The 26233-nt window shown below is 64.4% G+C and carries 26 protein-coding genes; 9 read left to right on the top strand and 17 right to left on the bottom strand.

Going from position 1 to position 26233, the window contains the following annotated elements:
• The 6 genes from D2V17_RS05780 to D2V17_RS05755 all read right to left on the bottom strand — a co-directional run.
• A partial coding sequence (locus tag D2V17_RS05780) for a hypothetical protein (RefSeq protein ID WP_147367245.1) occupies positions 1-302 on the bottom strand: 302 nt, incomplete at its 3' end.
• A gap of 129 nt (positions 303-431) precedes the next feature.
• Positions 432-1118 carry a sugar transferase gene (locus D2V17_RS05775; RefSeq protein ID WP_245978559.1) on the bottom strand — a complete coding sequence of 229 codons (687 nt, stop codon included), beginning with the start codon at positions 1116-1118 and terminating at the stop codon, positions 432-434.
• A 139-nt stretch (positions 1119-1257) separates the two neighbouring features.
• Positions 1258-1434 carry a hypothetical protein gene (locus tag D2V17_RS21240; RefSeq protein WP_220474070.1) on the bottom strand — a complete coding sequence of 59 codons (177 nt, stop codon included), beginning with the start codon at positions 1432-1434 and terminating at the stop codon, positions 1258-1260.
• Positions 1435-1518: 84 nt separating this feature from the next.
• Complete coding sequence (locus D2V17_RS05765) at positions 1519-2829, bottom strand: outer membrane beta-barrel protein (RefSeq protein WP_119592137.1); 1311 nt, start codon at positions 2827-2829, stop codon at positions 1519-1521.
• A gap of 29 nt (positions 2830-2858) precedes the next feature.
• Entirely contained in the window at positions 2859-5015 is a 2157-nt protein-coding gene (locus tag D2V17_RS05760; protein ID WP_119592136.1) for a GumC family protein, read from the bottom strand.
• A 370-nt stretch (positions 5016-5385) separates the two neighbouring features.
• Positions 5386-6363: a glycosyltransferase family 2 protein gene (locus D2V17_RS05755; RefSeq protein ID WP_119592135.1), complete on the bottom strand. Its 978-nt coding sequence runs from the start codon at positions 6361-6363 to the stop codon at positions 5386-5388.
• A gap of 119 nt (positions 6364-6482) precedes the next feature.
• On the opposite strand from D2V17_RS05755, the gene D2V17_RS05750 reads away from it, so the two are divergent.
• Positions 6483-7610, top strand: coding sequence for a glycosyltransferase family protein (locus D2V17_RS05750; RefSeq protein WP_119592134.1), 1128 nt, complete (start codon positions 6483-6485; stop codon positions 7608-7610).
• A complete protein-coding gene (locus tag D2V17_RS05745) occupies positions 7565-8611 on the top strand; it encodes a glycosyltransferase family 2 protein (protein ID WP_191229091.1) in 1047 nt (348 codons plus the stop codon). Before D2V17_RS05750 ends, D2V17_RS05745 begins: the two co-directional genes overlap by 46 nt.
• Before the next feature lie 42 nt (positions 8612-8653).
• Here the strand turns inward: D2V17_RS05745 and D2V17_RS05740 are convergent, their stop codons facing one another.
• On the bottom strand, positions 8654-9664 hold the full coding sequence (locus tag D2V17_RS05740; protein ID WP_119592132.1) for a hypothetical protein: 1011 nt from the start codon (positions 9662-9664) through the stop codon (positions 8654-8656).
• Positions 9664-9927: a spike base protein, RCAP_Rcc01079 family gene (locus D2V17_RS05735; RefSeq protein ID WP_119592131.1), complete on the bottom strand. Its 264-nt coding sequence runs from the start codon at positions 9925-9927 to the stop codon at positions 9664-9666. Before D2V17_RS05735 ends, D2V17_RS05740 begins: the two co-directional genes overlap by 1 nt.
• A gap of 97 nt (positions 9928-10024) precedes the next feature.
• On the opposite strand from D2V17_RS05735, the gene D2V17_RS05730 reads away from it, so the two are divergent.
• Entirely contained in the window at positions 10025-11233 is a 1209-nt protein-coding gene (locus D2V17_RS05730; protein WP_119592146.1) for a cell wall hydrolase, read from the top strand.
• Between the two features lie 4 nt (positions 11234-11237).
• Here D2V17_RS05730 and D2V17_RS05725 read toward each other — a convergent pair whose 3' ends face one another.
• Positions 11238-11981 carry a metallophosphoesterase family protein gene (locus D2V17_RS05725; RefSeq protein ID WP_119592130.1) on the bottom strand — a complete coding sequence of 248 codons (744 nt, stop codon included), beginning with the start codon at positions 11979-11981 and terminating at the stop codon, positions 11238-11240.
• Positions 11982-12056: 75 nt separating this feature from the next.
• Here D2V17_RS05725 and D2V17_RS05720 point away from each other — a divergent pair, with 75 nt between their 5' ends.
• The 5 genes from D2V17_RS05720 (at position 12057) to D2V17_RS05700 (ending at position 16616) form a co-directional block, all read left to right on the top strand.
• Entirely contained in the window at positions 12057-13031 is a 975-nt protein-coding gene (locus D2V17_RS05720; protein WP_119592129.1) for a glycosyltransferase family 2 protein, read from the top strand.
• Positions 13032-13214: 183 nt separating this feature from the next.
• Positions 13215-13742, top strand: a complete 528-nt coding sequence (locus tag D2V17_RS05715; protein ID WP_220474069.1) for a polysaccharide biosynthesis/export family protein — start codon at positions 13215-13217, stop codon at positions 13740-13742.
• A gap of 63 nt (positions 13743-13805) precedes the next feature.
• Positions 13806-15110, top strand: a complete 1305-nt coding sequence (locus D2V17_RS05710; protein WP_220474068.1) for an O-antigen ligase family protein — start codon at positions 13806-13808, stop codon at positions 15108-15110.
• A gap of 48 nt (positions 15111-15158) precedes the next feature.
• The gene (locus tag D2V17_RS05705; RefSeq protein ID WP_119592126.1) at positions 15159-15974 is read left to right on the top strand and encodes a family 16 glycosylhydrolase; all 816 of its coding nucleotides are present in this window, start codon (positions 15159-15161) and stop codon (positions 15972-15974) included.
• Positions 15975-16040: 66 nt separating this feature from the next.
• A complete protein-coding gene (locus D2V17_RS05700; protein WP_119592125.1) occupies positions 16041-16616 on the top strand; it encodes an acyltransferase in 576 nt (191 codons plus the stop codon).
• Positions 16617-16675: 59 nt separating this feature from the next.
• On the opposite strand, the gene D2V17_RS05695 is transcribed toward D2V17_RS05700, so the two are convergent.
• From D2V17_RS05695 to D2V17_RS05670, 6 genes are all read right to left on the bottom strand, one after another.
• Positions 16676-18454, bottom strand: a complete 1779-nt coding sequence (locus D2V17_RS05695) for an ABC transporter ATP-binding protein (protein WP_119592124.1) — start codon at positions 18452-18454, stop codon at positions 16676-16678.
• Positions 18451-19380: a phosphoenolpyruvate carboxykinase (ATP) gene (locus tag D2V17_RS05690; RefSeq protein WP_119592123.1), complete on the bottom strand. Its 930-nt coding sequence runs from the start codon at positions 19378-19380 to the stop codon at positions 18451-18453. Before D2V17_RS05690 ends, D2V17_RS05695 begins: the two co-directional genes overlap by 4 nt.
• A complete protein-coding gene (locus D2V17_RS05685; protein WP_119592122.1) occupies positions 19373-21214 on the bottom strand; it encodes an asparagine synthetase B family protein in 1842 nt (613 codons plus the stop codon). Before D2V17_RS05685 ends, D2V17_RS05690 begins: the two co-directional genes overlap by 8 nt.
• A 1-nt stretch (position 21215) precedes the next feature.
• Positions 21216-21638, bottom strand: coding sequence for a lasso peptide biosynthesis B2 protein (locus D2V17_RS05680; RefSeq protein WP_119592121.1), 423 nt, complete (start codon positions 21636-21638; stop codon positions 21216-21218).
• Positions 21639-21902 (bottom strand): PqqD family protein, encoded by a 264-nt coding sequence (locus D2V17_RS05675; protein WP_191229088.1) that lies wholly within the window; start codon positions 21900-21902, stop codon positions 21639-21641.
• 133 nt (positions 21903-22035) lie between these two features.
• Positions 22036-22176: a lasso RiPP family leader peptide-containing protein gene (locus tag D2V17_RS05670; protein ID WP_119592145.1), complete on the bottom strand. Its 141-nt coding sequence runs from the start codon at positions 22174-22176 to the stop codon at positions 22036-22038.
• A 274-nt stretch (positions 22177-22450) separates the two neighbouring features.
• Here D2V17_RS05670 and D2V17_RS05665 point away from each other — a divergent pair, with 274 nt between their 5' ends.
• Positions 22451-23524 carry a nucleotidyltransferase family protein gene (locus D2V17_RS05665; RefSeq protein WP_119592119.1) on the top strand — a complete coding sequence of 358 codons (1074 nt, stop codon included), beginning with the start codon at positions 22451-22453 and terminating at the stop codon, positions 23522-23524.
• 93 nt (positions 23525-23617) lie between these two features.
• On the opposite strand, the gene D2V17_RS05660 is transcribed toward D2V17_RS05665, so the two are convergent.
• Positions 23618-24919, bottom strand: coding sequence for a UDP-glucose dehydrogenase family protein (locus D2V17_RS05660; RefSeq protein ID WP_119592118.1), 1302 nt, complete (start codon positions 24917-24919; stop codon positions 23618-23620).
• A gap of 151 nt (positions 24920-25070) precedes the next feature.
• Complete coding sequence (gene galE / locus D2V17_RS05655; protein WP_119592117.1) at positions 25071-26084, bottom strand: UDP-glucose 4-epimerase GalE; 1014 nt, start codon at positions 26082-26084, stop codon at positions 25071-25073.
• Between the last annotated feature and the right edge of the window lie 149 nt (positions 26085-26233).

Below are 26233 nucleotides of genomic sequence, written 5' to 3'. Positions count from 1 at the left end.
GGGGGCACGGCACCGCGCGGAGCGATCGTGCGGCGCAGGCTGTTGGGCCGTTCGCCGCCACGCTCGCGATAGGGGCCGGTTGCGATTCGGCCACCGAAGCCGCCGGTCACATAGTCGGGCATCATGGCCATCTCGCCGGCCAGCAGTGCGCTCGGCTCGTCATAGTAGAGCAGGCCACGCTTGTCGTGCGTGAGGAACGAGGTGGCGAACACCACGACGCCAAGCGAGGACAGCAGCCAGAAGTGAAACTTCGGCTGCTTCGCTACGAGCGCCGAGAGTGACTGTTTGCCGGATGTAATCATTTTGCCCTCCCTGTTTCGATGGCCGGCAAATGTGATGCCAGGCCTGCGCCCCGTCGATATGTTCAGCGGCGCCCCCGCTGGTTAACCCTAAATCCTGTGGCAATAACGCGGGTTACTGCCAACTCTTCCTCAATACGAGCCTCTGGAGGCAAGCACAATGGGCACAGTCAGCGCCAGAATGCGAAGATTGTCGCCAACCCGCCCCTTGCGGACATAGATCACGTCGAAAGCGATGCGCCGGCGGTAGTGCACGTCGTTGCGACCGGAGATCTGCCACAGGCCCGTGATACCGGGGCGAACCGCGCAATAGTGGCCGAAATAGCGGCCATAGCGTGCCACCTCGGCTTCCACGATCGGACGCGGGCCCACCAGGCTCATTTCTCCGCACAGCACGTTGAAGAGCTGCGGCAGCTCGTCGAGGCTGCTCTTCCGCAGAAAGCGGCCGAACGGATAGACGCGCGGGTCGTTGCGCAGCTTCTGGTCACGATCCCATTCGAGTCGCGCCTCGGGATCTGTGGCGAGCAGCTTCTTCAACCGCTCGTCGGCATCGGTGGCCATGGTGCGGAACTTGAGGCAGGTGAACTTTTCACCGCGCCGCCCGATGCGCTTCTGCCGGAACAGCACCGGCCCCGGCGAGGAGACGTAGATGATCAGGGCGAGAATCGCCATCAGCGGGAGAATTGCGATCAACAACAGGAACGACCCCACGCGATCGAGCAATTGCGCCGCGAAGGGATCGTCCACGATCATTGCGCTGCGGCCCATGAGCCGCGGAGGCTCGTAAGGCGCCAGAACTTGCGTGCGCTCTTGGGTCACTGGTTGCTCCATGGTGCGGTGCATCATGGATAGAGGTGTACCCCAGAAATGGGAAGAACTTAAGCTTGCGTTACACCGCACCTAAGGGGTGTTTCATCGCGGGACGTGACCCGGAAACGGCGTTACCGCATGAAGAAGTCTAGAGAATCAGCGGAACGGCCCAGATCACCAGAGCCCAGCTGGCTGCCGCACAAGCGAGCGCAACCGCCAGCTTGCGCTGGAAGCTCCAGCTGCTGTCGTCAGCGCGCCGACGGGCGAAAGGCAGCGTTGCCGCCGCCGAATTGCGTGCAGAAACCAGAGACGACGTCGAACCCATCACGACAAGCATAGCAACCCCTCACCCATGACCAACGGTCTCGGAGGCCAAATTTGACTCTCCGATTAACCATAATTGGCCACTTCAGAAGCTGTAACGCAAGCTAATTCCTACCTGGTTCTGGGAAAAATCGAAAAACCCGCGCCGTTCATAGTGTTCGGCCTTGAGGCTGAGGCCCCAGTGGCGGTCCAGACGATAGGTCGCTTCGGCGGCAACGCTCCACTGGTCGCCGTCGTTGGTGGAATCGAGCTGATCGAGCTTCGCGTAAGATCCGCGAGCGGTGAGCAGGAGGTTGCGCTGCAACTCGTGTTCGACCTTCACCGTGCCTTCGGTCCGCACCAGCCCCGAGACGAGCGGGTTGACCGTCTCGTCGACGCGGCGCTGTGCCCCGACCTCGATCGAGGTCAAGGGTGTGGCGTTCCACAGGAGGTTGGCCTCGAAGGCGAGACCCTTGGTGTTGTCGAGCGCCGGGTCCTTGAAATCGCGCAACAGGTAGCCCGCGCGCATGTCGAGATAGAGCAGCTCGGTGATCTGCTGGCGATAGCCCAGCTCAAGCCGTCCGCCGCGCGATGAGCGGTCGTAGGGGAAGAGCGGATCGCCGCCCGAGGTGATCGGGGCGCTATCGTAGGAGCGGTCGTCGACCGTCAGCAACAGATAGACCTCGCGGTCGCGCGAGTGCGCATAGCTGATGCGCGAGGTGGCCCGGTAAACCTCGAAATCGCGGAACGACAGGTCGAACTGCTCCGATCCGATGACGGTCAGGCCATCGTAGCGGACCGCGCGTGCGGATCCGTCGAGGCTGACCCGGATCGGGCCGAATGCCTGATCGATCCCGGCCTGCGCATTGAGGTCGGTAAAGGCGATGGGTTGCAGCACGCTGTTGAAGCTGCCCGCATCGCGGCGGTCTTCGGTGCTGCGATTGACGCGTGCGGAGGCGCGATATTGCGTTGCGGTGCCAAGCCCCCAGGCACCCCGCGCGGAGACGCTGAATTGCTCCGAATCCTCGGTCTTGATGCTGGCAAACTTGCGGATGCCGGCTGACAGATCGATGTCGATCGAGCGGTCGGGGCGGCGATCCCTGAGTTGCAGGCGCGGGGTGAGCGTGAAGATCACGTCGCTTTCGCGCCCGTTATTGGCGGTGACCAGCGCGTTGTCATTGTATTCGGCCGCGAGGTTAACCGAGGGGAAGGCCTCGAACGAGCCGATATGGATGGGCTTGGGGGCATATTCCTCGGCGTTGCGCTGGGACACCGATCGTCCCTGCACATCGTCTTGCGCGGCAGCAGTGCCCGGCATGGCTGCCAGGGCGAATCCGCCGGCAACCATAAGCAGGCTGACGATCCGCGCATGGCCCTCGAGGTGAGTTGCCAGCCTGTGCGTGATTCCTTGTCTCATCTTCAAATTCCCCGAACCCCGTCTGGCCGCTAGTTGTTGTAGTAGCCCCTGAATTTCTTGGCGTAGGCGTAGACGTCGCCATCGCCGGTGCTTGCATATTTCTTGATGTTGACCTGGCTCAGCGCGAGCCCGGTAACCTTCGCGCCCGAATCGATCAGCATGTCGACCACCGCCTCGATGGCGCGGATCGAGGTCTTGCGCCAATGGGTGATCACAAGAACACGGTCGGCGGTGCTGGCCAGCAGACGGCTTTCCGCCACGCCGAGAACCGGCGCCGTATCGATGATCACCACATCGTAACGCGAGCGCAGTTCGGCCAGCATCTTGTCGACCGTATCCTCGCGCAGCGGGTTCTGGCCGCTTTCGGGCACCTCGTTGCTGCCCAGGATATCGAGGCCGGACATCTCGTCGCGATAGATGCACTGCTCGATCGGCGTGTCGCGCAGCAGATAGTCGTAGATGTCGTGATCGCTCTCGTACTGCAGCAGCTCGCTCGAACCGCGACGGCGCAGGTCGGCATCGACCAGAATGGTCTTCAGCCCTTCTGCCGCGGCGGTGCGGCCGAGGCAGACCGAGGTGGTGGTCTTGCCTTCGCCCGGCAGCGCCGAGGTGATCGCGATAGCCCGCGAGCGCTTGCCCGGTGACAGCATCAGGAACGTGCGGATCGAGCGGAACGCCTCTGCAAACAGCGAGTGGGGATGGCTCAGCACGTAGTCCTGCGGTGCTTCGAGCGCCTGGCGCCCCTTGACCGTGGACTTGAGCGTGGGGATCGCGCCAGCATAGCGCAGCCGCAGGCGGCGCTCCACATCGCGTTTGGTCTGTACGCCGCGGCGCAGGTATTCCGAGGTCAGCAGACCGACAAAGCCCACCACCAGCCCGAGCACGATCGCCAGCGCAATGGTCAGCACATAGTTAGGGCTGTAGGGGCTCTTGGGCACTTCGGCGCGGGTGGCGAAGCGGGCGTCGGGCATCTCGCTGTCGCGCAGCGCGGTGCCTTCCTGCGAACGCTCGAGGAACGACTGGTAGATCGCCTGCGCAGCTTCCGCCTTCTGCGTCAGCTCGTTCAGGCCGGCCTGAGCGCGGCTGTTGGTCGTCATCGCGCCGATGGCGGTCTGCCGGCTGGCGGTCAGCGAGGCCACGCGCGACTGCGCGGTCTGCACATCGGCCTGCAGGTTCGAGAGGACGCGGTTGATCTCTTCCTGAATGCGGCGGCGAATATCGGCGAGTTCCGATTCGGTCTGCCGCCGCTCGGGGTAAAGCTCGCCATAGCGTTCGGTGAGCACGGCCAGCTCGGCGCTGGCCCGTGCTTCCTGCTGGCGCAGGCTGGCAATGGTGCCGGAGCCGAGCGCCGCACCGACGTCGGCCCCGCCGCTTCCGCGTGCGAGCTGCTGACGGGCGGCATTGAGGCGGCCCTGCTTTTCGGCCAGCTCTGCCCGCGCCGAAGCAAGCTGGGTGTTGAGGTTGGAAACTTCCTGTTCGGCGTTGGTCCCGCTGTTCGAGGTGACCAGCCCGCGCGCGGCGCGATAGTTATCAAGCGCGGCCTGCGCGGTCAGCGCGTTGTGTTCCAGTTCGGACAGCCGCTCGTTCAGGAACTCCTGCGTGCTTTGCGAGCGCTGCGACTTGTTGTCGATCTGTGACTGCAAATAGGCCTCGCCAATCAGGTTGGCGGTGGCGGCGGCGAACTGTGCATCCGGGCCGTTCGAGGTGATGTCGATGATCTTGCTCGACCCCGAGCGCAGAATGCGGGTCGTGCCCGTCATCCGCGCGGCCACGACTTCGACTTCCTCCTTGGTGAAGGGATCGCCATCGGGCGAGGCGAACCGTTCAGAATAGAGGTGGGCGGCGATCTGCGCGACGAGCGGCGAGGACATCAGCCGGATCTCGGTATCGATCTCGTCCGTATTGGGGATCATGCCGGTGCTGACCGGCTCCGAGGTTCTGACCGGGCCGCTGGCCGGTTCGACGATCATGCTGGCAGTGGCCGAATACATCGGCGTGGCAGTCGCCAGATAGGCGGCGGCGCACAGCAGCACGAGGAAGAACAGGCCGAAAACAAGCAGCGCATTGCGCCGGAATACCTGCCACAGGAAGCCGGGATCGGGCAGCAGCGGCGCGCGCGCTTCTTCCGGGGCAGGCTGGAACGGTTCATCCGCGGAATCGAAAGATCTGGTGTCGATAGTTGTCATGGTTTTCGCTTGCCGAGGATAGCTACAGAAATCGGTTTGCTGAGAGCCCCAAACGAGCAGCACGGCAACAGTGGTTGCGCGGGCTTCCCGAGTTGGCACGGTTAGTTGTCCGTGTGTCTAGCCCTCATTCTTGCTCTGGTCGATAGGAAGAGACTGCCTCCCCGTGGGGCCGGTTTAGCAAGTCTGCACGCCTGCGCAATTCCGTCTTTCGCAAGCGCGACAAATGCGTGCTTCCTATATAGATTATACGCCGGTGAAGCGACCCTTAACCGCCTTTGTACGGCGAGGGGAGCGGTGCGAAAGCGATCTGCCGCTGCAACCTCTCGGCTGACCGCGTGGATGGCTGGCAAGGCCTGTGGTCAGGCCTTGCTCACCCACGCAATTGAGCGAAGTGCGTGCCGGTCATCAGCAGGCGAAGCGGTGGCGGCGCAGTCTGAGGGCCGGGGAAGCGGTCGGCCAGAAGCGCCTTCACGGCCGCCGGATGCAGCGCCAGCTTCCACAGCGCCCGCGGCAAGCTGCCATAGCGCCGCAGTTCGAGGATTTCGCGATAGACGATCTTCTCCGACAGGTGCTGCGCATGGCGGGCCAGCGCGGCGCGCTCCTTGCGGGTGAGGTCGAAGTCGCGGGCGATGGCCAGCGAGGCTTCCTTCATTGCCCGCAAGTGGGCGATCGAATGGGCCGAACTGAGCGAATCGGATCGCTGAAGCGCGGCATAGCCGCAATGCTCGATCAGCGTGAAGCGCGCGCCAAGCGCCAGCATCCGGGCATAGAGCACGAAGTCTTCACCCAGGCGGCAGGTCTCGTCGTATCGCAGGTTGTGCGCATCGAGAAAGGCGCGCCTCACCACCGGCTTGAGGAAGCCCAGCTCGGTCCGGTTGGTGCGGCGGCCGCCGATATTGCTGTCGGCAAAGGTTTCCAGATCGATCGTGCAGGTGCGCTCGCCCGCTGTATCCTGTGCGGGCAGCTTGCCGAGATTTTCGATGTCGGTGGTGAAACAGATGTTGTCGGCGCACATGTCCCAGCCGTCTTGCGCAAACATGTGGGCGAAGCGGTCGGGCAGAAAGATGTCATCGGCATCGAGAATGGCGAAATAGGGCGCTTTGGACTGCTCCAGCCCGCGGTTCCTGGCTGCCGATGGCCCCTGGTTGAAGGGCTGGCGAATGACGGTGAGGCGGCCGTCGCCCCGCCCCGCTTCTTCGGCGAGCGCGACCGTATCGTCCGATGAGCAATCGTCGATCACGATCACTTCGGAAACCAGCGATTGCGCCAAGGAGCTGGCGACGGCGCGCGAGATCGTTGAGGCCGCATTATAGGCGGCAATGATGACCCCGACAGTCGGTACGACCATGCTCGATTTTTCCCGTGACTGACAGACATCGCGAGTCGGCGCGAAGCAGACTCATTCGTTCTTTCATAGCCTTGTAGCCGCTTGCCGCGCTGCACAAAAGGTGTCATTCCGCCTCGTCTATGGCACAGGCAGCCGCCCTCCGTATTGGTTATCTGGTTCACAACCTCAACGACGCCGCGGTCGAGCGGCGCTGCCGGATGTTCGCCATCGGCGGCGCGACGATGCGCGTGGCGGGGTTCTGCCGCGATGACACCATCTGCGACGCGCTGACGGCGCGCGGGGCATTGTCGCTGGGCGCATCGCGCGATGCGGCGCTGGTTGCCCGCGCGACCGCCACCCTGCGCGAGGCGATCCTTCACCGGCGGCTGAAGGCGTTTTTCCGCGATTGCGATGTGATCGTGGCGCGCAACCTCGAACAATTGGGAATTGCCCGCGCCATCGTGGGCGATCGCCCGCTGGTTTACGAGTGCCTCGATATTCACCGTTCGCTGGTGGGGCAGGGCATGGGCTCGCGGCTGGTGCGCGCGGTGGAAGGGGCGCTGCTGCCCCGGTGCGACCTGCTGATCACCTCCTCGCCCGCGTTCCTGCGCAACCACTTCGATCATCGCCCGCTCAAGGCGCAGGCGCTGCTGGTCGAGAACAAGCTGCTGCCCGATGCCGGCGAAATGCCGGTGCCGGTCGCGCGGCCTGCTCCGGCTGCGCCCTATGTCGTCGGCTGGTTCGGGATGCTGCGCTGCAAGCGCACGCTCGCTTTCCTGCAACAGCTGGTCCGGCGCGGCGCGGGCCGTATCGAGGTGTTGATTGCGGGCAAGCCGTCCCCGGCGGAGTTCCCCGATTTCGAAGGCGATGTCGCGGCGACACCGGGCATGACCTATGTCGGCCCCTACAGCTATTCCGACCTGCCCGAGCTTTATGGCCGCTGCGATTTCGCCTGGTCGATCGACTGGTTCGAGGAGGGGCTCAACAGCAAGTGGCTGCTGCCCAACCGGCTTTACGAGGCGATTGCCTTCGGCACGATCCCGATTGCGCTGGCCGAGGTCGAGGTCGGGCACTGGCTTGAGCGCCACGCGGCTGGCCTGATCGTGGCCGATGGCGAGGCGGCGGCACAGCGCCTGCTCGATCTCGCCCCCGCCGAACTGGCCGCAATGCGCGAAGCCATCGCCCGGATCGACCGGGCCGAGGTGATCTGCGGCGAGGCCGAATGTCGCGACCTCGTGCGCACCATCGCCGGGCTGCCCGCGCGATGAGCGTGCTGGCCGTCATCCCCTGCCTCAACGAGGCGGACCACCTCGAGGCCTTGCTGCGGCAGATGCTGCGCGACACCACGATCACCCGGCTGGTCGTCGCCGATGGCGGCAGCACCGACGCCAGCCCCGCCATCGTCGAACGCCTCGCGGCGAGCGACCCGCGCCTCGTCCTGCTCGCCAACCCCGACCGCATCCAGAGCGCCGGGGTCAACCGCGCGGTTGCCCGCTATGGCGAGGGCATGGACTGGCTGGTGCGGATCGACGCCCATTGCCTCTATCCCGATGGCTATGTCGGCATTCTGCTTGCAAGCGCAGCGGCGAACGGGGCCGATGCGGTGGTCGTGCCGATGGCGACCGAGGGCGAGCGCGGCTGGCAGAAGGCCATCGCCGCGGCGCAGAACAGCGTGCTGGGCACCGGCGGTTCGCCGCACCGGCATCTGGGCAGCGGCCGGTTCGTCGACCACGGGCATCACGCGCTGATGCGGGTGAGCGCGTTCCGCGAGCTGGGCGGCTATTGCGAGACGATGCCGTGCAACGAGGACGCCGAACTCGACGTGCGCCAGACCGGGCGCGGCCTGCGCATCTGGCTTGAGCCTGCCGCGGCGCTGACCTACTTTCCGCGTCGCTCGCTCGGCGCGCTGTGGCGGCAATACTGGCGCTATGGCGCGGGCCGGGCGCGCACGGTGAAGCGGCATGGCATCGCGATGAAGCCGCGCCAGCTTGCGCCGGTGGCGATTGCGCTGGCGGTGGCGGCGCTGCCGCTGGCGCTGGTGCACTGGATCTTTGCCGTGCCCGCCGCCGTCTGGGCGAGCGCCTGCCTCGGTGTCGGGCTGCTTGTGGGAATGCGCGCGGGCGCAGGCATGGCGCTGTTGTCAGGCGTGGCGGCGATGGTGATGCATGCAAGTTGGGGTGGCGGTTTCCTGCGCGAATGGCTTGGCCGAGGCACGGACGTGCCGCGCTATGGCCTTGCTTCTGCCATCACGGGCCAGACGCGGGCCTGATCGCGCATCGTCCTGCACTGTATGGCTGTTCGCCCAAGCGGGTCATGTCTGGTGCCAGGCAGCGACCGCGATCGGGCTGAAGGTGGTCGACAATGCCTCGATAGCAAGGTCGCTATCCTTGGTCAGTCCTCTCCAGGAGCTTTTGCCACCACCACCGTCGCCGGCGCTGATCGCCAGCGTCATGGGGGCGAGATCGTCGCTTGCAGTGGAGATCGAGCATGGCAGGTTTCCGTTGAAGTGGACGCCGATCACATGCGATGCGGCCGAAAGCGTGGCGGCCTCGCCGACGTGGTCGGGCACCGCTCGGGCAATGCCTTCGAGGCGATAGGTCGCCGCGCCCAGACGAACCACCGTATCTGACAGGCTGACCACGACATCTGCCGCCGATCCGACCGGCACGTGCGCCGCCCAGATCTCCGCCACAGACAGGTTCCCGCCGCCGGTGTCTCGGGTCTCGACGGCGCGCATGGCGCTGACCCCGCCGATGCTCACGCTATTCACCCGCCGCCAGCTTTCGACCGCACGCCAGGCGAGGCAGACGACAACGTAGCGCGTGGCGGACGGCGCACCGATGCTCATGGCGGGGAAAGTGTAGGTCGATCGGTCTGCGGCGTTTGCGGCGACATCGCAGAATTCCCGCGACGAGGCCGGGGTGATGGCCTCGGTCGTGAACCCGTCTGCCGAAGCGATGGCGCTGCTGTTGCCTGCGGCATCACGGTGCAGGAAATGGGTGTAGTACGCCGTTCCGGGCGCGAGACCGCTGGCGGCGATAGTCTGCACTCCGGCTGCGGTGACGGGCTGCGATCCCGCGATCACCGCGCCGGTGCCGGACATAAGATCGCCTGCGTCCGGCGGCGCGGCGCTGGCCGAAAGATACCAGAACAGCGTCCCTGTCCCTTCGTTCGTGTCGATGGAGCCGGTCATCGCGCTGGTGCCATCGGCGCTGTTGGCGGGGCCGGAGAGTGTGGGGGCGGTGGCATCGGGCGGCGGAAGATCGCCGGCGGCTGCGACCGGCCTGATCGAGGTCAGGTCCAGAGCGAGGGCATTGCGCATCAATAAAGCCCCACGATATCGCGTGCGGTGGTAAGTGCCGGATCAAGCTGTGCGGCGCGAATCGGCAGAATCGTGCCCGAAGGGACGTTGCGGAGCGTTACCGCGCTCTCGTCGTCGATGGCTCGAATCGAGACATCGCCACCACTGCCGATGAAAATTGCCTTGGGTGCGCTATTAAGGGGCGCAGGCGAGGTTGCGCTGATGGCCGCGAGAGACCGCGCGGGATCCGAAACCGAGTCGCTGCTGTTCTTGAAGCGGTCCATGGTAAACTCCTGTGGTTGATTCGCGGGAAACGCTAGTCAGACACGGTTCATGTAGGAAAGTTATTTTACCGATATGGTTATAAGTCACCGATCGATCATGGCAGCAGGGGCGTTCGTCGTAATGCTGCTGGCGATTGCCGTGGCGCTGGTGGCTGCTCGTGGCGTCGACTTGCCCGACACGGCCTGGTGGGAAGACAGCGGGGGGCAGGATGCCGCCCCCGCCAACCCTGCGGCGCCGCCGCTGCAAAAGATCGTCCACGATGCGGAAGAGTTCTCGGCCGACAAGCTGATGCCGATCGAAGCGAAGACCGCCAAGGAAATCAACGCTTCCCGCCCTTTCACCACCTTGCGCAGCGCGGCTGCCGCGCCGTTCAACTCGCGCCTGACCGGGGCCGACCGCGATCGCGCCATCACCTGCCTCGCCATCGCGGGCCTCTATGAGGCGGGCGGCTCGGCGGATGACCAGCGACCGGTGATGCAGGTGGTGCTCAACCGCGTGCGCCATCCGGCCTGGCCCAACACGGTATGCGGGGTGGTGTTTCAGGGCGCGGAACGGGCGACCGGCTGCCAGTTCAGCTTCACTTGCGATGGCTCGATGCAGCGGTGGCGGCCATCGGAGGCGGCGGTCACGCGGGCCAAGGCGCTTGCCGTGAAAATGCTCGGCAAGGATGTCGATGAGCGCGTTGGCTGGGCCACGCACTATCACACCGACTGGGTGGTGCCGTACTGGAGCGAGAACCTCGACAAGCTGACCGCGGTGAAGACGCACCTGTTCTTCCGCTGGAAGGGCCTGTGGGGCACGGCCCCTGCCTTCCGCGGCCCGGTGGCGACAACCGAGCCTCAGATCGGCCAGCTGGCGGCGTTCGATCCCAACCACGCGCTGGGCGAGGCACCACCCGAGGGCAAGGATCTGGTCGTCGATCCGTCGGTGTTTGCCGATCTGGTCGCCGCCGGACAGGCTCCCGCTGCGGCAGCGAGCGTGAAGCCGGCGGTCGCCTATGCGCGCCCCGTGGTGCAAATGCTGGCTGCGGAGGCCACACCGGGCCGCTGGGCGCTCGATGCCGTTGCCGCTTGCGAGGGCAAGGCGGAATGCCGTGTGGTCGGCTGGGCAGCGGGAAGTGAGCGGCCCTGGCAGCTCGACAGTGCAGGGCTGGCCTCGATGCCGCCCGATCTCATCTATGTGCAGACGCTGCGGGACCGCACGCAGCAGGTCTACTGGAACTGCGCGAAATGGCCGCGCACCGGCACCGCGCGCTGCATCGCGGGTTCCGAGCAGGCAGCCAGTCTGGCGCTGGTCGCGCTGTGACGGCTCAGGTTTGCAGCACCGACTGCAAATCGTCCTGCAAGCAGACGCACGAGAGTCGCCCGCTGGCATAGGCGCCGGTGTCGCAGCCGATCCGATTGGGGCGCATCTCCACCGCATCGACGATCGAATGGCCATGCACGATCACCGCGCCGTGCCAGGCGTCCGATTCGGTGAATTCCGAGCGGATCGAGTAGAGGTCTTCGGGTGCCTGCTTGTGCAACGGCACACCCGGCCTGACGCCCGCGTGGGCGAAAAAGTAGGAGCCGCTGCGATAGGATGTCTCCAGCGAGCGGAGAAAGGCGACATGCTGCTGCGGAATCCCGCGCGTCAGGCGTTCGCCAAAGTCGAACGAGTCCTCGTCGGCGCTGGGCGGCGCGATGCCATAGCTGTGCAAGGTGGCCAGCCCGCCGTTGCGCAGCCAGGCGGCCTGCGCCTCCGGGTCGCCGTCAAGCGAGGCCAGCATCATGTCCTCGTGATTGCCGAGCAGCATGCGCGCACCCTCGGCTTCGCACAGATCGCGGATCATGCGCAGGCAGGCGGCGCTGTCAGGCCCGCGATCGATGATGTCGCCGAGGAACAGCAATGTGACGCGGCTGGGCGGCGGCCGCATGGCCGGGTAGTGGTCGATCACCAGCCGCATGAGTTCCACCAGCAGATCGGCTCGCCCGTGCACGTCCCCCACGGCATAGATTCGCTCGCCATCCGCGGTGCGGGGCCGCCTGGTGCGGAACGGGTTGAGCAAGTTCATGGAGGGCGATATGTCTTCTCGGCGATGGCTTGTCAGTCTAAATCTGAGCCTTGTTTTCGGTAGAATAGGCAAGCGGTGACCATTCCAAGCGATCCTTCCAGCCAGCCAGACGTATCCGTCGCGATCGCCTGCTACAACGCCATGCCCTATCTGGCCGAGGCGATCGACAGCGCCTTGCAGCAGCGCGGGGTTTCGGTCGAGGTGCTGGTCGTCGACGACCACGGGTCCGACGAGAGCTTCGCCTACGCACAGCAGCGCGCCGCAGCCGATTCGCGGGTGCGGGTGTTCCAGACGCCGGAGAATCAGGGGCCGGGCGGCGCGCGCAATGTCGCCATCGAGCAGATGCGCGGGCGCTGGTACGCGGTGCTCGACAGCGATGATGTGCTCGAACCCGGCCGTTTTGCCGAGATGATTGCGCTGGGCGAGCGCCACCATGCCGACATGGTCGCCGACGACCTGACGATCTTCGGCGAGAATGTGCCGACCACGCGGTTTCTCGCCGGGAGCGGGTTGAGCGATGGCGGTGTGATTGATCTCGACACCTATTTTCGCCATGGCGTGATGTTCGGCAAGCTGCCGAATCTGGGCTTTCTCAAGCCGATTATCCGCGCATCGCTGTTTGCCGGCGGCAAGCATCGCTATCGCAAGGATCTGCGGATCGGCGAGGATGACGAACTGATCGTGCAACTGCTGCTGGGCGGGGCCGAGTACCGGCTCCTGCCCCTTGCGGGCTATCGCTATCGCAAGCACGCCAGCTCGATCTCGCACCGGCTGTCGCTGGCCAATGCCCGACGCATCCTCGCGTCCGAGCGCGAACTGCGCATCGATATCGAGCGCAGGGGGCGCCTCACTCCCGCTTACCGTCAGCGCTTCCGTTCGGTCGAGCAGGCGGTGGCGTTCACGCAGGCGGTCGAGGCGCTGAAGCAGCGGCAGATCGGCTCCGCGATCACGGTGTTGCTGGGCAATCCGGCGGCGGTCCGGCATTTCATGATGCCGCTTTCGGCTTTGGCCGGTCGCTGGCGCAAACGCCTTTCGGGAGGCGCTGCCTGAGCGCAGGGCGATGCCGCAGGCGGAAGGCCGCACACCCTGAGCGCCCGAGCGAGGCGCAGACAACTTGCCGGAACAAAAAGACTTCCCTATTGCCGGTCCGCTGGATGGTCGCGCGCGACCGGAAATAGTGAGGATCACATGCGAAATTGGCTAAAAGCGGTGGCCCTTCCCGGCCTTGTTGGAGTGGCCTTGCTGAGCGGTTGTGCCTCGAGCCTCCCGCCTGCTGCACCCAACCCCTATGCGGTGCCGACCTATGCGATTGCTCCGGCTGACCAGCTTCGTATCACGGTGTTTGGCGAAGAGGCGCTGAGCAAGGAATATATCGTCACCTCGGCGGGCGATATCTCGTTCCCGCTGCTGGGCGACGTTCCCGCCGCCGGCAAATCGGTCGCCGAACTGTCGCAGATGCTGACCACCGAGTTGTCGAGCGGCTATCTCAACGATCCGCGTGTTAACGTGGAAGTGCTGAACTACCGGCCTTTCTATGTGCTCGGCGAGGTCAGCAATTCGGGCGAGTTCACCTTCAAGCCGGAGCTGACCGCGATGCAGGCCGTGGCCGTGGCAGGCGGGTTCACCTATCGCGCCGACCGCAAGCGGGTTTTCATCCGCCGCGCCGGTGACGATCGCGAATATACCTACGATCTCGACGGTGGCCGGCCTGTTTACATCCAGCCTGGCGACACGATTCGTGTGGGTGAGCGGTTCTTCTAAGGCCGGTTTTCGAATGGGTGCGAGAAAGAGCCAGGCAGTTTGATGGCCGCGCATCCGATGCCAATGGGACGGGCTGGCGCGCGTCGGCCTGAGTTCGCGATAAACCGCCGCTCACGCTGGTTCGACATCCTGATCGTGGGCGCGGTCTTCGCTGCGATCCTGTTCAACCTGCTGATCGGGCCGCTGGCTGTCGTGGTCGTGTTCGGGGCGGTCTGTGCCTTTTGCCTGTTCCGGTGGGAACGGCTCCCCGGCATGGTGCTGGAATGCTGGCCGCTGTTTCTGCTGCCAGCTATGGCATTGCTGTCCGCGCTGTGGTCCGACGTGCCGGCCACGACCATCAGGTATGCGTCACTCTATACCGTTACGGCCTTCGCGGGCATTATCGTTGGCGGCGGCGTCTATCGTTCAGCCTATCTGAACGGCCATTTTCTGGCCTTTTCGATCTATTCGGTGGCGAGCGCTCTGTTCGGCCGCTGGGTCGAATGGGGGGAGGGTGCGGGCGATGCCTATGCCGGTCTGGCGGGCTCGAAGAACGCTTCGGGCGATATGGCCGGTGTGGCGACATTGGTTACGATCGTGTTCGTCCGTGCGATGTTCAAGAGCAACCGGCGGATTGCAGGCCTGGCCGCCTGCGGGCTGTTCCCGATTCTGGGCTGGCTGCTGGTTTCGAGCCGGGCCACCGGCGCGCTGATCGCCACCATCATGGCATCGGCATGCCTGATCGCCTGGCTCTTTTCCGAACGGTTCGAACGGCAGGTGCGCGGCGGAATCTTTGTCGGCGCGACCATTGCGGCTGTGCTTGCCCTGCTCACCCAGCAATGGTGGCTGCAACCCATATTCGACCTCGTCCTCAACGCCAGCGGCAAGGATGCGGGTCTTACGGGGCGGACCGAGCTTTGGGCCTTCGGCGACCATCTGATTGCCGAGCGGCCCTGGCTTGGCCTCGGCTACGGTGCCTTCTGGCTCAAGGACAGCGTCGATGCGCGTTACCTGTGGGACATGATGGGAATTGCGAGCCATCAGGGCTTCAACTTTCACAACACCATAAAGGAGATCCTCGTTCACCTGGGGTATGTCGGCCTTGGTGTCGCTGCGATCATGGCCGCGACAGGTGTGACGATGCTCCTGGCCAAGACGATGAGGCTGGCCAGCCTGGAGAGCATTCTTGCCTTCACCTTGTGTTTCTACTTCGCGGTGAAAATGCCGTTTGAGGTGATCGGCTTCGATAGCATGCATTTTACCACCGTTACGATGTACGCGCTGTTCGCGGTCGGGATGCGGCGGGATGACCTTGGCGATTCGCGGTCTGCCCCCTCGCGCAGAGGCGCATGGCGGCTGGGCGTGCGGCGGGGGCATCCGGTCGCGTGACAGGCCGGCAGATTTGACATCCGCCCCCGTTCCTTCAATCCCGCCGCCATGAATTACCCTGCGATGCTTGCAACCACGGCGTTCGGAGGAGCTGCCTTTGTTTCGCTCGTCGCGGTGGCAGACAGCCGTACGGCGGAGCAGTCGGCTGCTGCTGCGCCGACCAATGCGACCACGCAGGCTCGCATCGAAGGTGGCGCGCCGTTCATCGATCGTTTCGACACGCTCAACAGCCGCATTTGGGCGGTGTCCGATGGCTGGCGGAACGGGGACTGGGCCGTCAACGACTGGCGCCGCTCGCAGGTGCGCGCGGATGGCAAGCTGCACCTGACGCTCGACCGCAACCAGACCGACCTGGCCGAGTTTTCCGGCGCGGAGTTGCAGGGTCGGCAGAAATACGGCCATGGCTACTACGAGGTGAAAATGCGGGCCGCTCCTGCCAGCGGCACCGTATCCGGCTTCTTCACCTATACCGGACCGCATTTCGGAGACCCCTGGGACGAGATCGATATCGAGATTCTCGGCGCCAAGCCGCGCGAAGTCATGCTGACCTATTTCCGCGACAGCAAGAAGGTCTCATACATCCACCAATTGGGCTTCGATGCGACCGCGCAAGAGCATGTCTACGGGTTCGACTGGCAACCCGGATACATCCGCTGGTATGTCGATGGGCAGATGGTTCACGAGGCCACGGGCGAGGGGCTGCCGTTGCCGATCACGAAACAGAAGTTGATGGTATCGCTGTGGGGTTCGCAGAAGTTGGCCTCGTGGGTCGGCCCGTTTGATCCGGCGGAAATGCCCACCGTTATGACGGTCGATTGCATCGCGTTTTCAGTGGATTTCGCGAGCCGGCAAGGCTGCAACTGACGTTTGGCCTATTGTACGTCTCCAAGATAATTGGACAATCGCAAGTGGCGCTTGTAATCTCGTACCATGCTCCGATCCGTGCCTTCGAAGTCGCAAATTTTGCGTTATGTGAAGGGCTTGCTGATCACCTGGAAATTGCGGTGGCGCGGAGTTGACTGCGAGGGCCGCGTTGTTGTTGCAGGGCCTGCGCCACGCATATGGTCCAAGGGTTCCGTAAAGATCGGCAACAGGGTTCTTTTTCGGACGACTTCGCGCAGGACATCCATAGCCGTTCGAGGCGACGCGCGCTTCGAGATCGGTGAAAAGTGCTTCATCAATGATGGCGTGGAAATCGACGTCTGGAAGTCCGTCGAGATCGGCCCCTATTGCTTCATCGGCAACAACACCAGAATCGCAGACACAAACTACCATGAGATTGACCAAGGCGCGGGGCCCAGAGTCGATAGCATTTCGATCGGCCGCAACGTCTGGCTGGCGAGCAACGTAACCGTTTTGCCCGGTGTCTCTATCGGCGATCACAGTGTTGTTGCGGCGTGCTCGGTCGTCACGAAATCGTTTCCGGATCGCTCGCTGATTGCCGGTATTCCTGCGAGGAAGATCCGCGATATCGAGGCGGCAGACGATTATATCCGGCCGGGCTAACCTTGGGCTCACCCTGATTGCTCCGCTTTGTTTCAGCGCAGCATGGGTCGTGGGGATCGCTAAACCTCAGTGCCTTCGCCGCGCAGCATTGCGGCAAGCCGGCTGTTCGGATCGGCGGCAAGCGCCGCGAAAGTTCCGCTTTCGACGCAGCGCCCGTTTTCGATCGCGATCATGTCGTCGGCAAAGCGAATCATCGAGGGGCGGTGAGCGACCGTCAGGATCGTGACCTTGCCGCGCATCGCCGCAATGTCGGCGGCGATCATCTGCTGGTTCTCCCAGTCGAGCGCGCTGGTGGCTTCGTCGAGGATCAGCAGCTTGGGCTTGCGCAACAGCGCCCGGGCCAGCGCGATACGCTGGCGCTCGCCGCCCGAAAGGCGGGTGCCGCGCTCGCCGACCACGGTCTGGAGCCCGTCAGAAAGCTGCTCTACGAAGGGCAGCGCCTTGGCCTGATCGAGCACCGACCACAGCAGGTCGTCGCTGGCGTCGGGCAGGGCGATGCGCAGGTTGGCGGCGATGGTGTCGTGCAGCAGGAACGCCTCCTGCGGCACGAAGGCGACCGACCCGCGCCAGGCGCGGCGGTTCCTGTCGGTGATTTCGACCCCGTCGACGGTGATCCTGCCGGTCGTCGGGCGCAGCAGCCCCATGACGAGATCGGCAATCGTGCTCTTCCCGCTGCCCGAAGGCCCGATCAGCGCGGTGATACGACCGAACTTGATCGACAGGCTCACATCGTCGAGCGCCGGTTTCGCTGCCCCCGGATAGCTCAGCGACAGACCTTCGAGTCGCACTTCGTCGGTGAAGGGCGGGGCGGCCTCGCTGCGTTTGCCCTTCGGCTCGGCCGCCTCGGCAAACATGGTCGTCTGTTCGCGGAAGCTGTCGAAGGCGGGGAGGTTGGACAACAGGTTCTGGATCGATTCCTGAATCGCCCCGAAGCGCGGCGCGAGGCGGAGGAAGATCAGCAGCAGCACGATCAGCCGCCCGAAATCGAGCTGCGCAACCTCGACCGCGACCCAGATGAAAGCCGCCGCCGCAATCGCGCTCATCACCTGAAAGCTGAACGTGCCAAGCGTGCTGATGCGGGTGTAGCGCAGGGTCGAGCGGCGGATCAGCGTGAGCCTTTGCCAGAAACGCTTGGCATAGGCGTCTTCGATCAGGAACGACTTGGCTACCCGGATCCCGGTGAGGAATTCGAGCAGGGTGCGGTTCTGCTCGCGGAACATCTGGCCCACGTCCTGCCCGAACCGAGTCGCCTGCCGCCGGATCGGATAGAGCGCGGCGAACATGACAAGGCCGATGACAGCGGCGAACAGCGCCATCTGCCAGGAAACCAGCAAGGCCATCACCAGATAGGTTGCCAGCAGGATCAGCGCCTGCAGCAGGCTCATCAGGTTGGCTGCGGCGATCTGCACCCGGCCGGTTTCGACCGTGAGCATATTGCTGAGATCGGACACCCGCGTCTGCTGCAGCACCTCCCACTGCGCGTTGCCGGCGCGCACGAAGAAGGCCTGGCGCAGCCGGTCGATGGCGTGATGCATGACAGTGGTGAGGTAGACGGTCTTGCTGCGGATCAGGGTGCCCTGCACCGCGATCAGGAGGACAAAGCCCACCAGCAGCAGCCCGAGGCTGGGCTGGAAGCGCTGCATCAGATCGCCGATGACCGGAATGTCGATCGCGTTGCCCGAGCGGCCCGCATCAATCGTGGCGATGAGCGGGATCAGCAGGAACAGCGAGACGCCTTCGGTAAAGCTGGCCAGCACGTTCAGCGCCAGCGCAATGCCGATCCGTCCGTTGGTCAGCCGCCACAGAAAGGTGACAAAGCGGTTGAGGCTGGCGATCATGCCTCGATCCGATCGAGCGCAGTCGCGACAAGCTCCACCGTTTCATGCAGACGACCCAGATCGTCCGGGATTTGCAGCCGGGCGACCGTGGCCTTGTCGGCTAGGGTCGCGCAGGCGCGGAAGTGCCGCGCCTTGTCGGCTGGCGTCCAGGGGGCGTCGGCGAAGCGGGGCATGTAGCTGAACCGGTTGATCGCCGCGATTGCTGCGGCGGTGTCGAACGGGAACAGGCCGGGCGCGGTCCCGCCGCGGTCGAGCGTGACCAGATAGTCGAGACTGGCCGCTTCGGTGCGCATGCCCGCCAGCTTGTGCTGCCGCTTGGAAAAGCCCTCGTAAACGAGCGGCAAAGCCTCGGCCCCGTCGACGCGAATGTTCGCGGCGGCGTCCTCGGCCAGCTTGAGCTGGGGGAAGGCCGGATGGCACACCGGGGTGCCGCCATCATCGAAGGTGATTGCCAGCAGGTCGTCGGTGACGAGCGGATAGCCCGCGCGAATGAAGGCGGCCGCCGTGGTCGACTTGCCGGCGAGCTTGTCGCCCATCAGGGCAACCGTCTTGCCGTTGATGTCGATGGCGCTGGCATGGATGATGAAGAACTCGCGCCAGTTCAGCATCCAGGCCATGATCGGGCCGAGGATCGGGAAGGCGACATAGGATTCGGGCACGTCGGGATATTTCTCGACCCATACCGTCCCCTTGTCGACCAGCCGGAAGGCGGCGACGTCGGGCCACGCCATCACCACGCCGGCGGGATCGGCATAGTCCATGACGATGCCGTCTTCGAGCCGGGGCAGGTCGCGCCCGATGGGCCGGTTGACGAAACGGATATCGGGCACCGCGCCGGGAGCGGCGGGGCGAAGTTCGTTGAGGGGGATATCGCTTTCGATGGTTAGCCCGAAAGCGTCGTAAAGCCCCCCGCTTTGCTCAAACATTGCCCTCAACTCCAATCGGCTGCAACCTGGGCGGCGCCTGCGGTCGCCGGTCGCTGCCGAGCCACATCGCCAGCACTGCGACGCGCCATAGCGCGCGTGCATCGGAAGTGGTTATCGATGATCCGTCGTGTGCTACTTTGGACCAGATTTTTCCAAACCATTGCGGGTTTACAAGGCCCTGCAAGTCGCCGTTTGCCGAGGATACGAGATCGCGCAGGTGCGGGCTGCGTTCGATCAGGCCGATCTTGAAATCGTCGGTAAAGTCGTTCTTGTCGCGGCGCCAGGTGACGCTGTCGGGCACGCGGCCTTCGATGGCCTTGCGCAGCACATAACGGGTGTAGCCGTCGCGCAGCTTCCAGTCCGAGGGCAGGCTGACCGAGAATTCGAGCAGATCGCGGTCGAAGAACGGCAGCTTGACCTGAAGCCCGTGATGCCGCCCGCTCAGAACCAAGGTCTCCAATGCATGCGGTTGCAGCGGCGAAGCGATGGCGGTTTCCTGCACGTCGCGCTCGGTATGGCGGGCCTGCGAGAGCTGTGCCACGGGCGCGCTGTGTGCGGGGCGATGGGCGAGCAGGGCCTCGCTCTGGACTTCCAGCTCCGCCGCCGAATCGGCTTGCGCGCGCCGGTGCAGGCGCTTCCACTGCCGATCGAGCCAGCGTCGCTGCGGCTTGTGAAACAGGTATCTGTCCAACACGCGCCAGCGCGGCATCGACCAGAGCTGGGCCGCGCCTTCGGCCTCGGCCCACAATTGCCGCCACTGCCCCTGCATCGCCAGTTCATTCAGCCTGCCGGTGCCATAGCTGACGACCTCGTCGCCGCCGTGGCCGTGGAACAGCGAGCGGCAGCCCAGCTCTGCTGCCATCGGCAGCAGCCGGTTGGAGACCGACAGGCCATAGCCGAAGCTCGGTCCGTCGAGGACGGGAAAGTAGCTCTCCAGATTGGCGAGCGGATCGTGTTCGTTGCTCGGCAGGCTGTGGTGTTCCATCGGGAAATAGGCGCGCAGCGCTTCGATATACTTCCCGTCGGCCCAGCCCTCGTTGCCGGGATAGGTCAGCGACAGCGACTGGACGGCAGGGCCGCCTGTGCGTCCATGCATGAGCGCCCCGGAAATGGCCGAGGAATCGAGCCCGCCGCTCAGCAGCACTCCGATCGGCTCCGCATCGCTGGCGCTGTTGGCCACCGAGCGGTCGAGCAGGGCGCGGAAGCGCTCGCCGGCATCGGCTGGCGCCGGGCGACTCGCGATGGCCTGCACCGTCCAGTACGGCTCGGTCCGTTCGCCCGCGGGCGAAATCGTCATCCAGTGTCCGGGGGCCAGCCTGGCGATGTTATCGTAGTAGGTGCCGGTCTTGTCGGCGGGGAAACCAGCGAGAAAGCTCGAAACGGCGGCAAGACGGACAGCGCCGGGCGCATCGGCGAGCGAGCGGGCCGCGACCGGCGAGGACGACAGCGCCAGCCCATCGGCGGTGCGCGTGTAAAACAGCGGCTCGACGCCCATGAAATCGCGCGCGAGGTAAAGCGAGTTGGTATCGCGCTGGAGGATGGCAATGGCGAAGGGGCCGCGCAGGCGGTCGGCCAGGCCGGTTGACCATTTGCTCCATCCGGCGGCGAGGATATCCTGCGGGCGCGACGCGGTCGGCAGTCCCAGCTCGCGAATGAGGTCGGCGCCGTTGTCGGCGCGCCAGATGCCGGCCAGTTCCAGCCCACGCGCGCGGTCGGCGGCGGCGAAGACGGTGTCGTCGATGGTCGTGGCAGTGGAGGCGGGTGCGGCAGAGGTCAGCCGCGCAAAGGACAGCGCCCCTTGCGAGCGCGACCAGGCCAGGGCGAAGCCAGCCATCTCAGGACGGGGTCAGGTCGACCATCTTGGTGAAAGCGGCAAGTTCGTTCTCGCTGCCCCCCAACAAGACGGTGCCGTCATGAATCAGCCAGGCATGCGAATCGAGGGTGCCGTTGCGGGCCATCTGCACGCCGACCCGGATGGTCGAGGTCATGCCCTGCTGGCCGAGCAGGTATTGCAGGCTGAGCGCCTGCGTCAGGCAATGGGCGAAGGGAACGATGCGGGCGGTGTTCCGAACCGCCCAGGCCAGCGTGGAAGCCTCGCGCACGTAACCGGAAGGGGCGGGCTTAACCGTGATGTGCTGGGCAATGTGCCGATGCTTCGTCACCAGCAGAGCCAGACGCATCGTGACCACTACGGCCAGAGTCTTGCAAAGCAGTGCGAAATGTCTGGAGCCGAGGACGAAAGCGCGCCGCACATTCATCTAGGGTTGATCCGTGATCAGATTCGCCGTTGCGAGTTCGTTGAGAACGTACTGGATGTCGGGCAGGCACACGGCCTTCTCGACATCATAGACCTTGATCAGCTCTTCGGCGAGCATATCGGCATCCATCGGCTGATCGCCGAGCTTTTCCCAGATGAAACTGGCGGTGCCGTTGAGCTTGAAATAGGTGCTCGTATTGAGATCGAGCAATGCGCTTCCGCCATCCAGATCGCACACCACAAGATCCTCGCAGCGACGATACATAGCGCTTGAATCCCCTGAATTCATCCACTTGAGCTCTATCTCGAACGCAGCAAGGGCACAAGAGCCCGCCGCCTGTCGGAACCTGCCAAAAAAAACGGCCGCCGAAGCGGCCGTTTCTCTTGATTGCCGAACCTTACGAGAAGGTCAGCTCGCCCCTCGGCGTGTCGCTCGGGAACACGGCGTCGGTGAAGTTGCCGTCCGACGAACCCTTGGTCATCGCTTCGAACGAACCCAGCTTTTCGAACTTCGGAGCTTCGTAGGTCTTCTTGGCCATCATTTGCCTCCATTTACGTTGTTAAACAGGTGTTTGTTTGCATCACATGGGTGCGACCCCAGCGAGTGCCCGGCACTGAATGCTGATTGCCAGGCTCGTCTGATGAGTCCGATCACATAGAGTTAACGTCTTAGCAACCATATTGTGGTGCGGTGCAGCAGTGGGTGCTAAAATGGGACAGTCCTGTCACAATTGATGTTCGTTATCAGGAGGCCATATTCGTCTTGTCTCCGAGGCGGTAAAGCTTTGGAAGCAGCAAGGCGTGGTGGATCAAATGACTGATAATGCCTCAAAAATGATTCTGGAGCCCTTGTTGGGGGCACTGCGCCAATGGGTCTATCCGGGCGAGGATGCGCCTTGGCGGCATCGCGCAACCGACTGGTCTGCGGTGCTTGACCTGGCCAGCGAGAACAAGTGCCTGCTGCTCGTTGCCGAAGGACTGAACCGGGCGCGAATCGTTATACCAGCGAATCGCCTGGCCGAGGTGAAGGCCAGACGCGAGGCCTGTCTGTTCCGGAACATGGCCAACCTCGGGGTTACGGCCACGGTGTGCAGCATCCTGCGGACCCACGGGATCAGGGCCATCTCGATGAAGGGCGTGCTGCGGGCGCACGCCATTTATGGCAGCTATGACGCCCGGCCTGCGCAGGATACCGATATTCTGGTGACCAGCGCGGATTACCGCTCGGCCATCGATGTGCTGGCGGCCAACGGATTCCATTCGCCGATTCCTGCGACCAGCAAGTGGTGGCACGACTATCTCGGCGAATCGCCGCATCTGCCGGTCAACGGCGGAACCACCGTCGATCTCCATCACAAGGTCCGGCAACCCGGAACGCCCGCGCCGACCGACATCGCGCGGATTATCGCGGCGGCCCGGATCGCCGGGGTCGGCGGGCGCGAGGTCCCGGTGATGAGCGACATGGATGCAGCGATGCTCACCGCCAGCAGCCTCGGCAAGGCGATAAGAAACGATGAGGTGTGGCTGCACTACGCGCACGAGCTGTTCGTCGTCACCTCCGCGCTCGAAGCGGCTCAGCGCGCGGCCTACGACGACTATGCGCGCGAGATCGGGGTGTTGCGCCTGTGGACCTTTGCCACCGATCTGGCCGCGGCGGCGTTCCGGTTGCGCGATGGCGATAGTGAGGATGCCCCCACCACCGCTGCCGAATCGCGCTGGATGGCCGCCTTGCTCCATGCGCAGGGCGATCAGGAGCGCCGCTGGCGGCGTTCGGGCCTGTTATGGCAGTGGACCGACGGGGCTGTTGCACGGCCGCTACGGTTTGCGCGGGAGTTCGGCCAGGCCCGGCTCGGCGACATGCGCCGCCATTACGAAGAGATCTCGTAAGGCACTGGCCGCAAAATGCTGCGGGGGCTGGCCGCCGTCACAGCAGCCAGCCCCCGACAGGCTTTCACGTAAAGGGTCAGCCCTCAGGGCCGGTCAGCGACCGATCCCGACATATTTGTAGCCGAGGCTTTCGGCCTGATCGCGGTCGTAGATGTTGCGCAGATCGACCAGCACCGGCTGCTTCAGCATGGTCAGCACCCGGCGCAGGTCGAGCGCGCGGAACTCGTCCCACTCGGTCACGATCGACAGCGCATCCGCGCCCTCGACAGCCTCGTAGGGCGAGCTGCAATATTCGACATCCTGCAACACCAGGCGCGCCTGTTCCTCGCCCTGCGGATCGTAGACCTTCACCTTCGCTCCGGCGTCCTGCAACGTCTGCACGATGGCGATGGAGGGGCTGTCGCGCATGTCGTCGGTGTTGGGCTTGAAGGTCAGGCCGAGCAGGGCGACCGTCTTGCCGCGCACATCGCCATCCAGCGCGTTGATGATCTTGCGGCCCATCGCGCGCTTGCGGTTGTCGTTGACCGACACCACGGCCTCCACGATGCGCTGCGGCGCGTCGTAGTCCTGGCTGGTCTTGAGCAGGGCGAGCGTGTCCTTGGGGAAACAGCTGCCGCCATAGCCGGGGCCGGCATGGAGGAACTTGGGGCCGATGCGGTTGTCGAGCCCGATCCCGCGCGCGACATCCTGCACATCGCCGCCGACCTTTTCGCACAGATCGGCGATTTCGTTGATGAAAGAGATCTTGGTGGCGAGGAAGGCGTTGCCCGCATACTTGGTCAGCTCGGCCGAGCGGCGGCTCATCTCGACGATGGGCGACTTGTTGAGATAAAGCGGACGGTAAATCTCGCGCATAACTTCGAGGCCGCGCGCATCGTCGCCGCCGATCACGATGCGGTCGGGGCGCTTGAAGTCGTCAATCGCCGCGCCTTCGCGCAGGAACTCGGGGTTCGACACCACCGCGAAATCGGCTTGCGGGTTGGCTTCCTTGACGATCCGCGCCACTTCGTCGCCCGTCCCCACCGGCACGGTCGACTTGTTGACGATCACGGTGAAGCCTTCGAGGCTCTGCGCGATTTCCTCGGCGGCGGCGTGAACATAGGTGAGGTCGGCATGGCCATCGCCGCGGCGCGACGGGGTGCCGACCGCGATGAACACCGCATCGGCGCCGACTACGCCCGCCTTCAGATCGGTGGTGAAGGTCAGGCGGCCAGCGCGCACGTTGTTCTCGACCAGCGCCTCAAGGCCGGGCTCGTAGATCGGAATCTTGCCCTGCTTGAGGGCGTCGATCTTGGTCTGGTCCTTGTCGACGCAGGTGACGTCATGGCCGAAGTCGGCAAAGCAAGCCCCGGAAACCAGGCCGACATAGCCCGAGCCGATCATTGTCACGCGCATCTAGGATCTTCCTCGTGGATGTGTGCACTGCGGTGCACCTTTAGGGATCGTGTGGGGGAATGAAAAGGACATGTCGAACACTGGCCCAGGCAGCGAAAGTTCTGCACTTTTCTCGTGTCAGACAGGAGGCTGGTCGCCCGCCCGACGCCGATCAGTGATTGGGGCGATGCGGACCGAGCCGATCCTCCCAGGCAAGGGCATGGGTGATGATCGTGTCGAGATCGTCATACTGCGGAACCCAGGGCAGGGTGGCCCGGATGCGCGAGGGGTCGGACACCAGCTGGGCCGGATCGCCCGCACGGCGCGGGCCCATCTCGCGCGTGACCGTGCCGCCGGTCACGCGGTCCACCGCATCAAGCACTTCGAGCACCGAGAAGCCGCGCCCGTAGCCGCAGTTCATCGTCAGCGAGCGGGCGGGATCCGCCACCAGCGCGGCGAGTGCCTGAACGTGGGCGGCGGCGAGGTCGCTCACATGGATATAGTCGCGCACGCCGGTGCCGTCGGGCGTGTCGTAGTCGGTGCCGAACACGCCGACCTTGTCGCGTTTGCCGAGTGCCGCCTCGCAGGCGACCTTGATCAGATGCGTAGCGCCCGCGGTGGACTGGCCGGTGCGGGTTTGCGGATCGGCGCCCGCGACGTTGAAATAGCGCAGCACGCAGAAGTTGAGCGGATGGGCCGCGCTGACATCGGCGAGCATCTGCTCGGTCATCAGCTTCGACCAGCCGTAGGGATTGATCGGGCGCTTGGCATCGTCCTCGCGTACGGGCGAGTTTTCGGGCACGCCATAGGTCGCCGCGGTGCTGGAGAAGATGAAATGCGGCACGCCGGCTTCCACCGCCGCCGCGATCAGGGCGCGGCTTTTGACGGTGTTGTTGTGATAGTACTTGAGCGGGTTCTCGACCGATTCGGGCACGATGATCGAGCCGGCGAAATGCATGATCGCTTTGGTGCCCTGCTCGGCGAAGATACGCGCCAGCAGCGCGGGGTCCTCGATATCGCCCTCATAGAAAGGCACGTCATCGGGCACGGCGAAGCGAAAGCCGGTGGTCAGGTTGTCGATCACGGCGACGGGCCAGCCGGCATCCTTCAGCGCGAGGACCGCGTGGCTGCCGATATATCCTGCTCCGCCCGTAACCAGAACCGGAACCTGCTTGCCGTCACTCATATCAGACTATTCCTTGCGCTTTGCTGCAATGCGGTATGAGGCGTTATCTCTGTCAGCCTGTGAAAGCCAGACCCGCCTGTTCGCGGCGCGCCTGACGGAGGCGCAATAGAGCCGGAATGTTGACATTTCGGTAGCGCGCCTCTCGAAAG

It is taken from the genome of Aurantiacibacter xanthus (genome assembly GCF_003584015.1).
Taxonomy (GTDB): domain Bacteria; phylum Pseudomonadota; class Alphaproteobacteria; order Sphingomonadales; family Sphingomonadaceae; genus Alteraurantiacibacter; species Alteraurantiacibacter xanthus.
The sequence above is the reverse complement of the archived record's forward strand: the minus strand, read 5'-3'. Positions and strand labels throughout refer to the sequence as shown.

Coding starts and splice junctions, on each gene's coding strand:
- D2V17_RS05675 (WP_191229088.1), bottom strand. CDS start 21,902: ATGTATCGTCGCTGCGAGGATCTTGTGGTGTGCGATCTGGATGGCGGA.
- D2V17_RS05735 (WP_119592131.1), bottom strand. CDS start 9,927: ATGGACCGCTTCAAGAACAGCAGCGACTCGGTTTCGGATCCCGCGCGG.
- D2V17_RS05725 (WP_119592130.1), bottom strand. CDS start 11,981: ATGAACTTGCTCAACCCGTTCCGCACCAGGCGGCCCCGCACCGCGGAT.
- galE (WP_119592117.1), bottom strand. CDS start 26,084: ATGAGTGACGGCAAGCAGGTTCCGGTTCTGGTTACGGGCGGAGCAGGA.
- D2V17_RS05755 (WP_119592135.1), bottom strand. CDS start 6,363: ATGGTCGTACCGACTGTCGGGGTCATCATTGCCGCCTATAATGCGGCC.
- D2V17_RS05660 (WP_119592118.1), bottom strand. CDS start 24,919: ATGCGCGTGACAATGATCGGCTCGGGCTATGTCGGCCTGGTTTCCGGG.
- D2V17_RS21240 (WP_220474070.1), bottom strand. CDS start 1,434: ATGGGTTCGACGTCGTCTCTGGTTTCTGCACGCAATTCGGCGGCGGCA.
- D2V17_RS05700 (WP_119592125.1), top strand. CDS start 16,041: ATGCTCCGATCCGTGCCTTCGAAGTCGCAAATTTTGCGTTATGTGAAG.
- D2V17_RS05730 (WP_119592146.1), top strand. CDS start 10,025: ATGGCAGCAGGGGCGTTCGTCGTAATGCTGCTGGCGATTGCCGTGGCG.
- D2V17_RS05760 (WP_119592136.1), bottom strand. CDS start 5,015: ATGACAACTATCGACACCAGATCTTTCGATTCCGCGGATGAACCGTTC.
- D2V17_RS05765 (WP_119592137.1), bottom strand. CDS start 2,829: ATGAGACAAGGAATCACGCACAGGCTGGCAACTCACCTCGAGGGCCAT.
- D2V17_RS05690 (WP_119592123.1), bottom strand. CDS start 19,380: ATGTTTGAGCAAAGCGGGGGGCTTTACGACGCTTTCGGGCTAACCATC.
- D2V17_RS05665 (WP_119592119.1), top strand. CDS start 22,451: ATGACTGATAATGCCTCAAAAATGATTCTGGAGCCCTTGTTGGGGGCA.
- D2V17_RS05745 (WP_191229091.1), top strand. CDS start 7,565: ATGTCGCGACCTCGTGCGCACCATCGCCGGGCTGCCCGCGCGATGAGC.
- D2V17_RS05750 (WP_119592134.1), top strand. CDS start 6,483: ATGGCACAGGCAGCCGCCCTCCGTATTGGTTATCTGGTTCACAACCTC.
- D2V17_RS05680 (WP_119592121.1), bottom strand. CDS start 21,638: ATGAATGTGCGGCGCGCTTTCGTCCTCGGCTCCAGACATTTCGCACTG.
- D2V17_RS05695 (WP_119592124.1), bottom strand. CDS start 18,454: ATGATCGCCAGCCTCAACCGCTTTGTCACCTTTCTGTGGCGGCTGACC.
- D2V17_RS05685 (WP_119592122.1), bottom strand. CDS start 21,214: ATGGCTGGCTTCGCCCTGGCCTGGTCGCGCTCGCAAGGGGCGCTGTCC.
- D2V17_RS05670 (WP_119592145.1), bottom strand. CDS start 22,176: ATGGCCAAGAAGACCTACGAAGCTCCGAAGTTCGAAAAGCTGGGTTCG.
- D2V17_RS05710 (WP_220474068.1), top strand. CDS start 13,806: ATGGGACGGGCTGGCGCGCGTCGGCCTGAGTTCGCGATAAACCGCCGC.
- D2V17_RS05705 (WP_119592126.1), top strand. CDS start 15,159: ATGAATTACCCTGCGATGCTTGCAACCACGGCGTTCGGAGGAGCTGCC.
- D2V17_RS05740 (WP_119592132.1), bottom strand. CDS start 9,664: ATGCGCAATGCCCTCGCTCTGGACCTGACCTCGATCAGGCCGGTCGCA.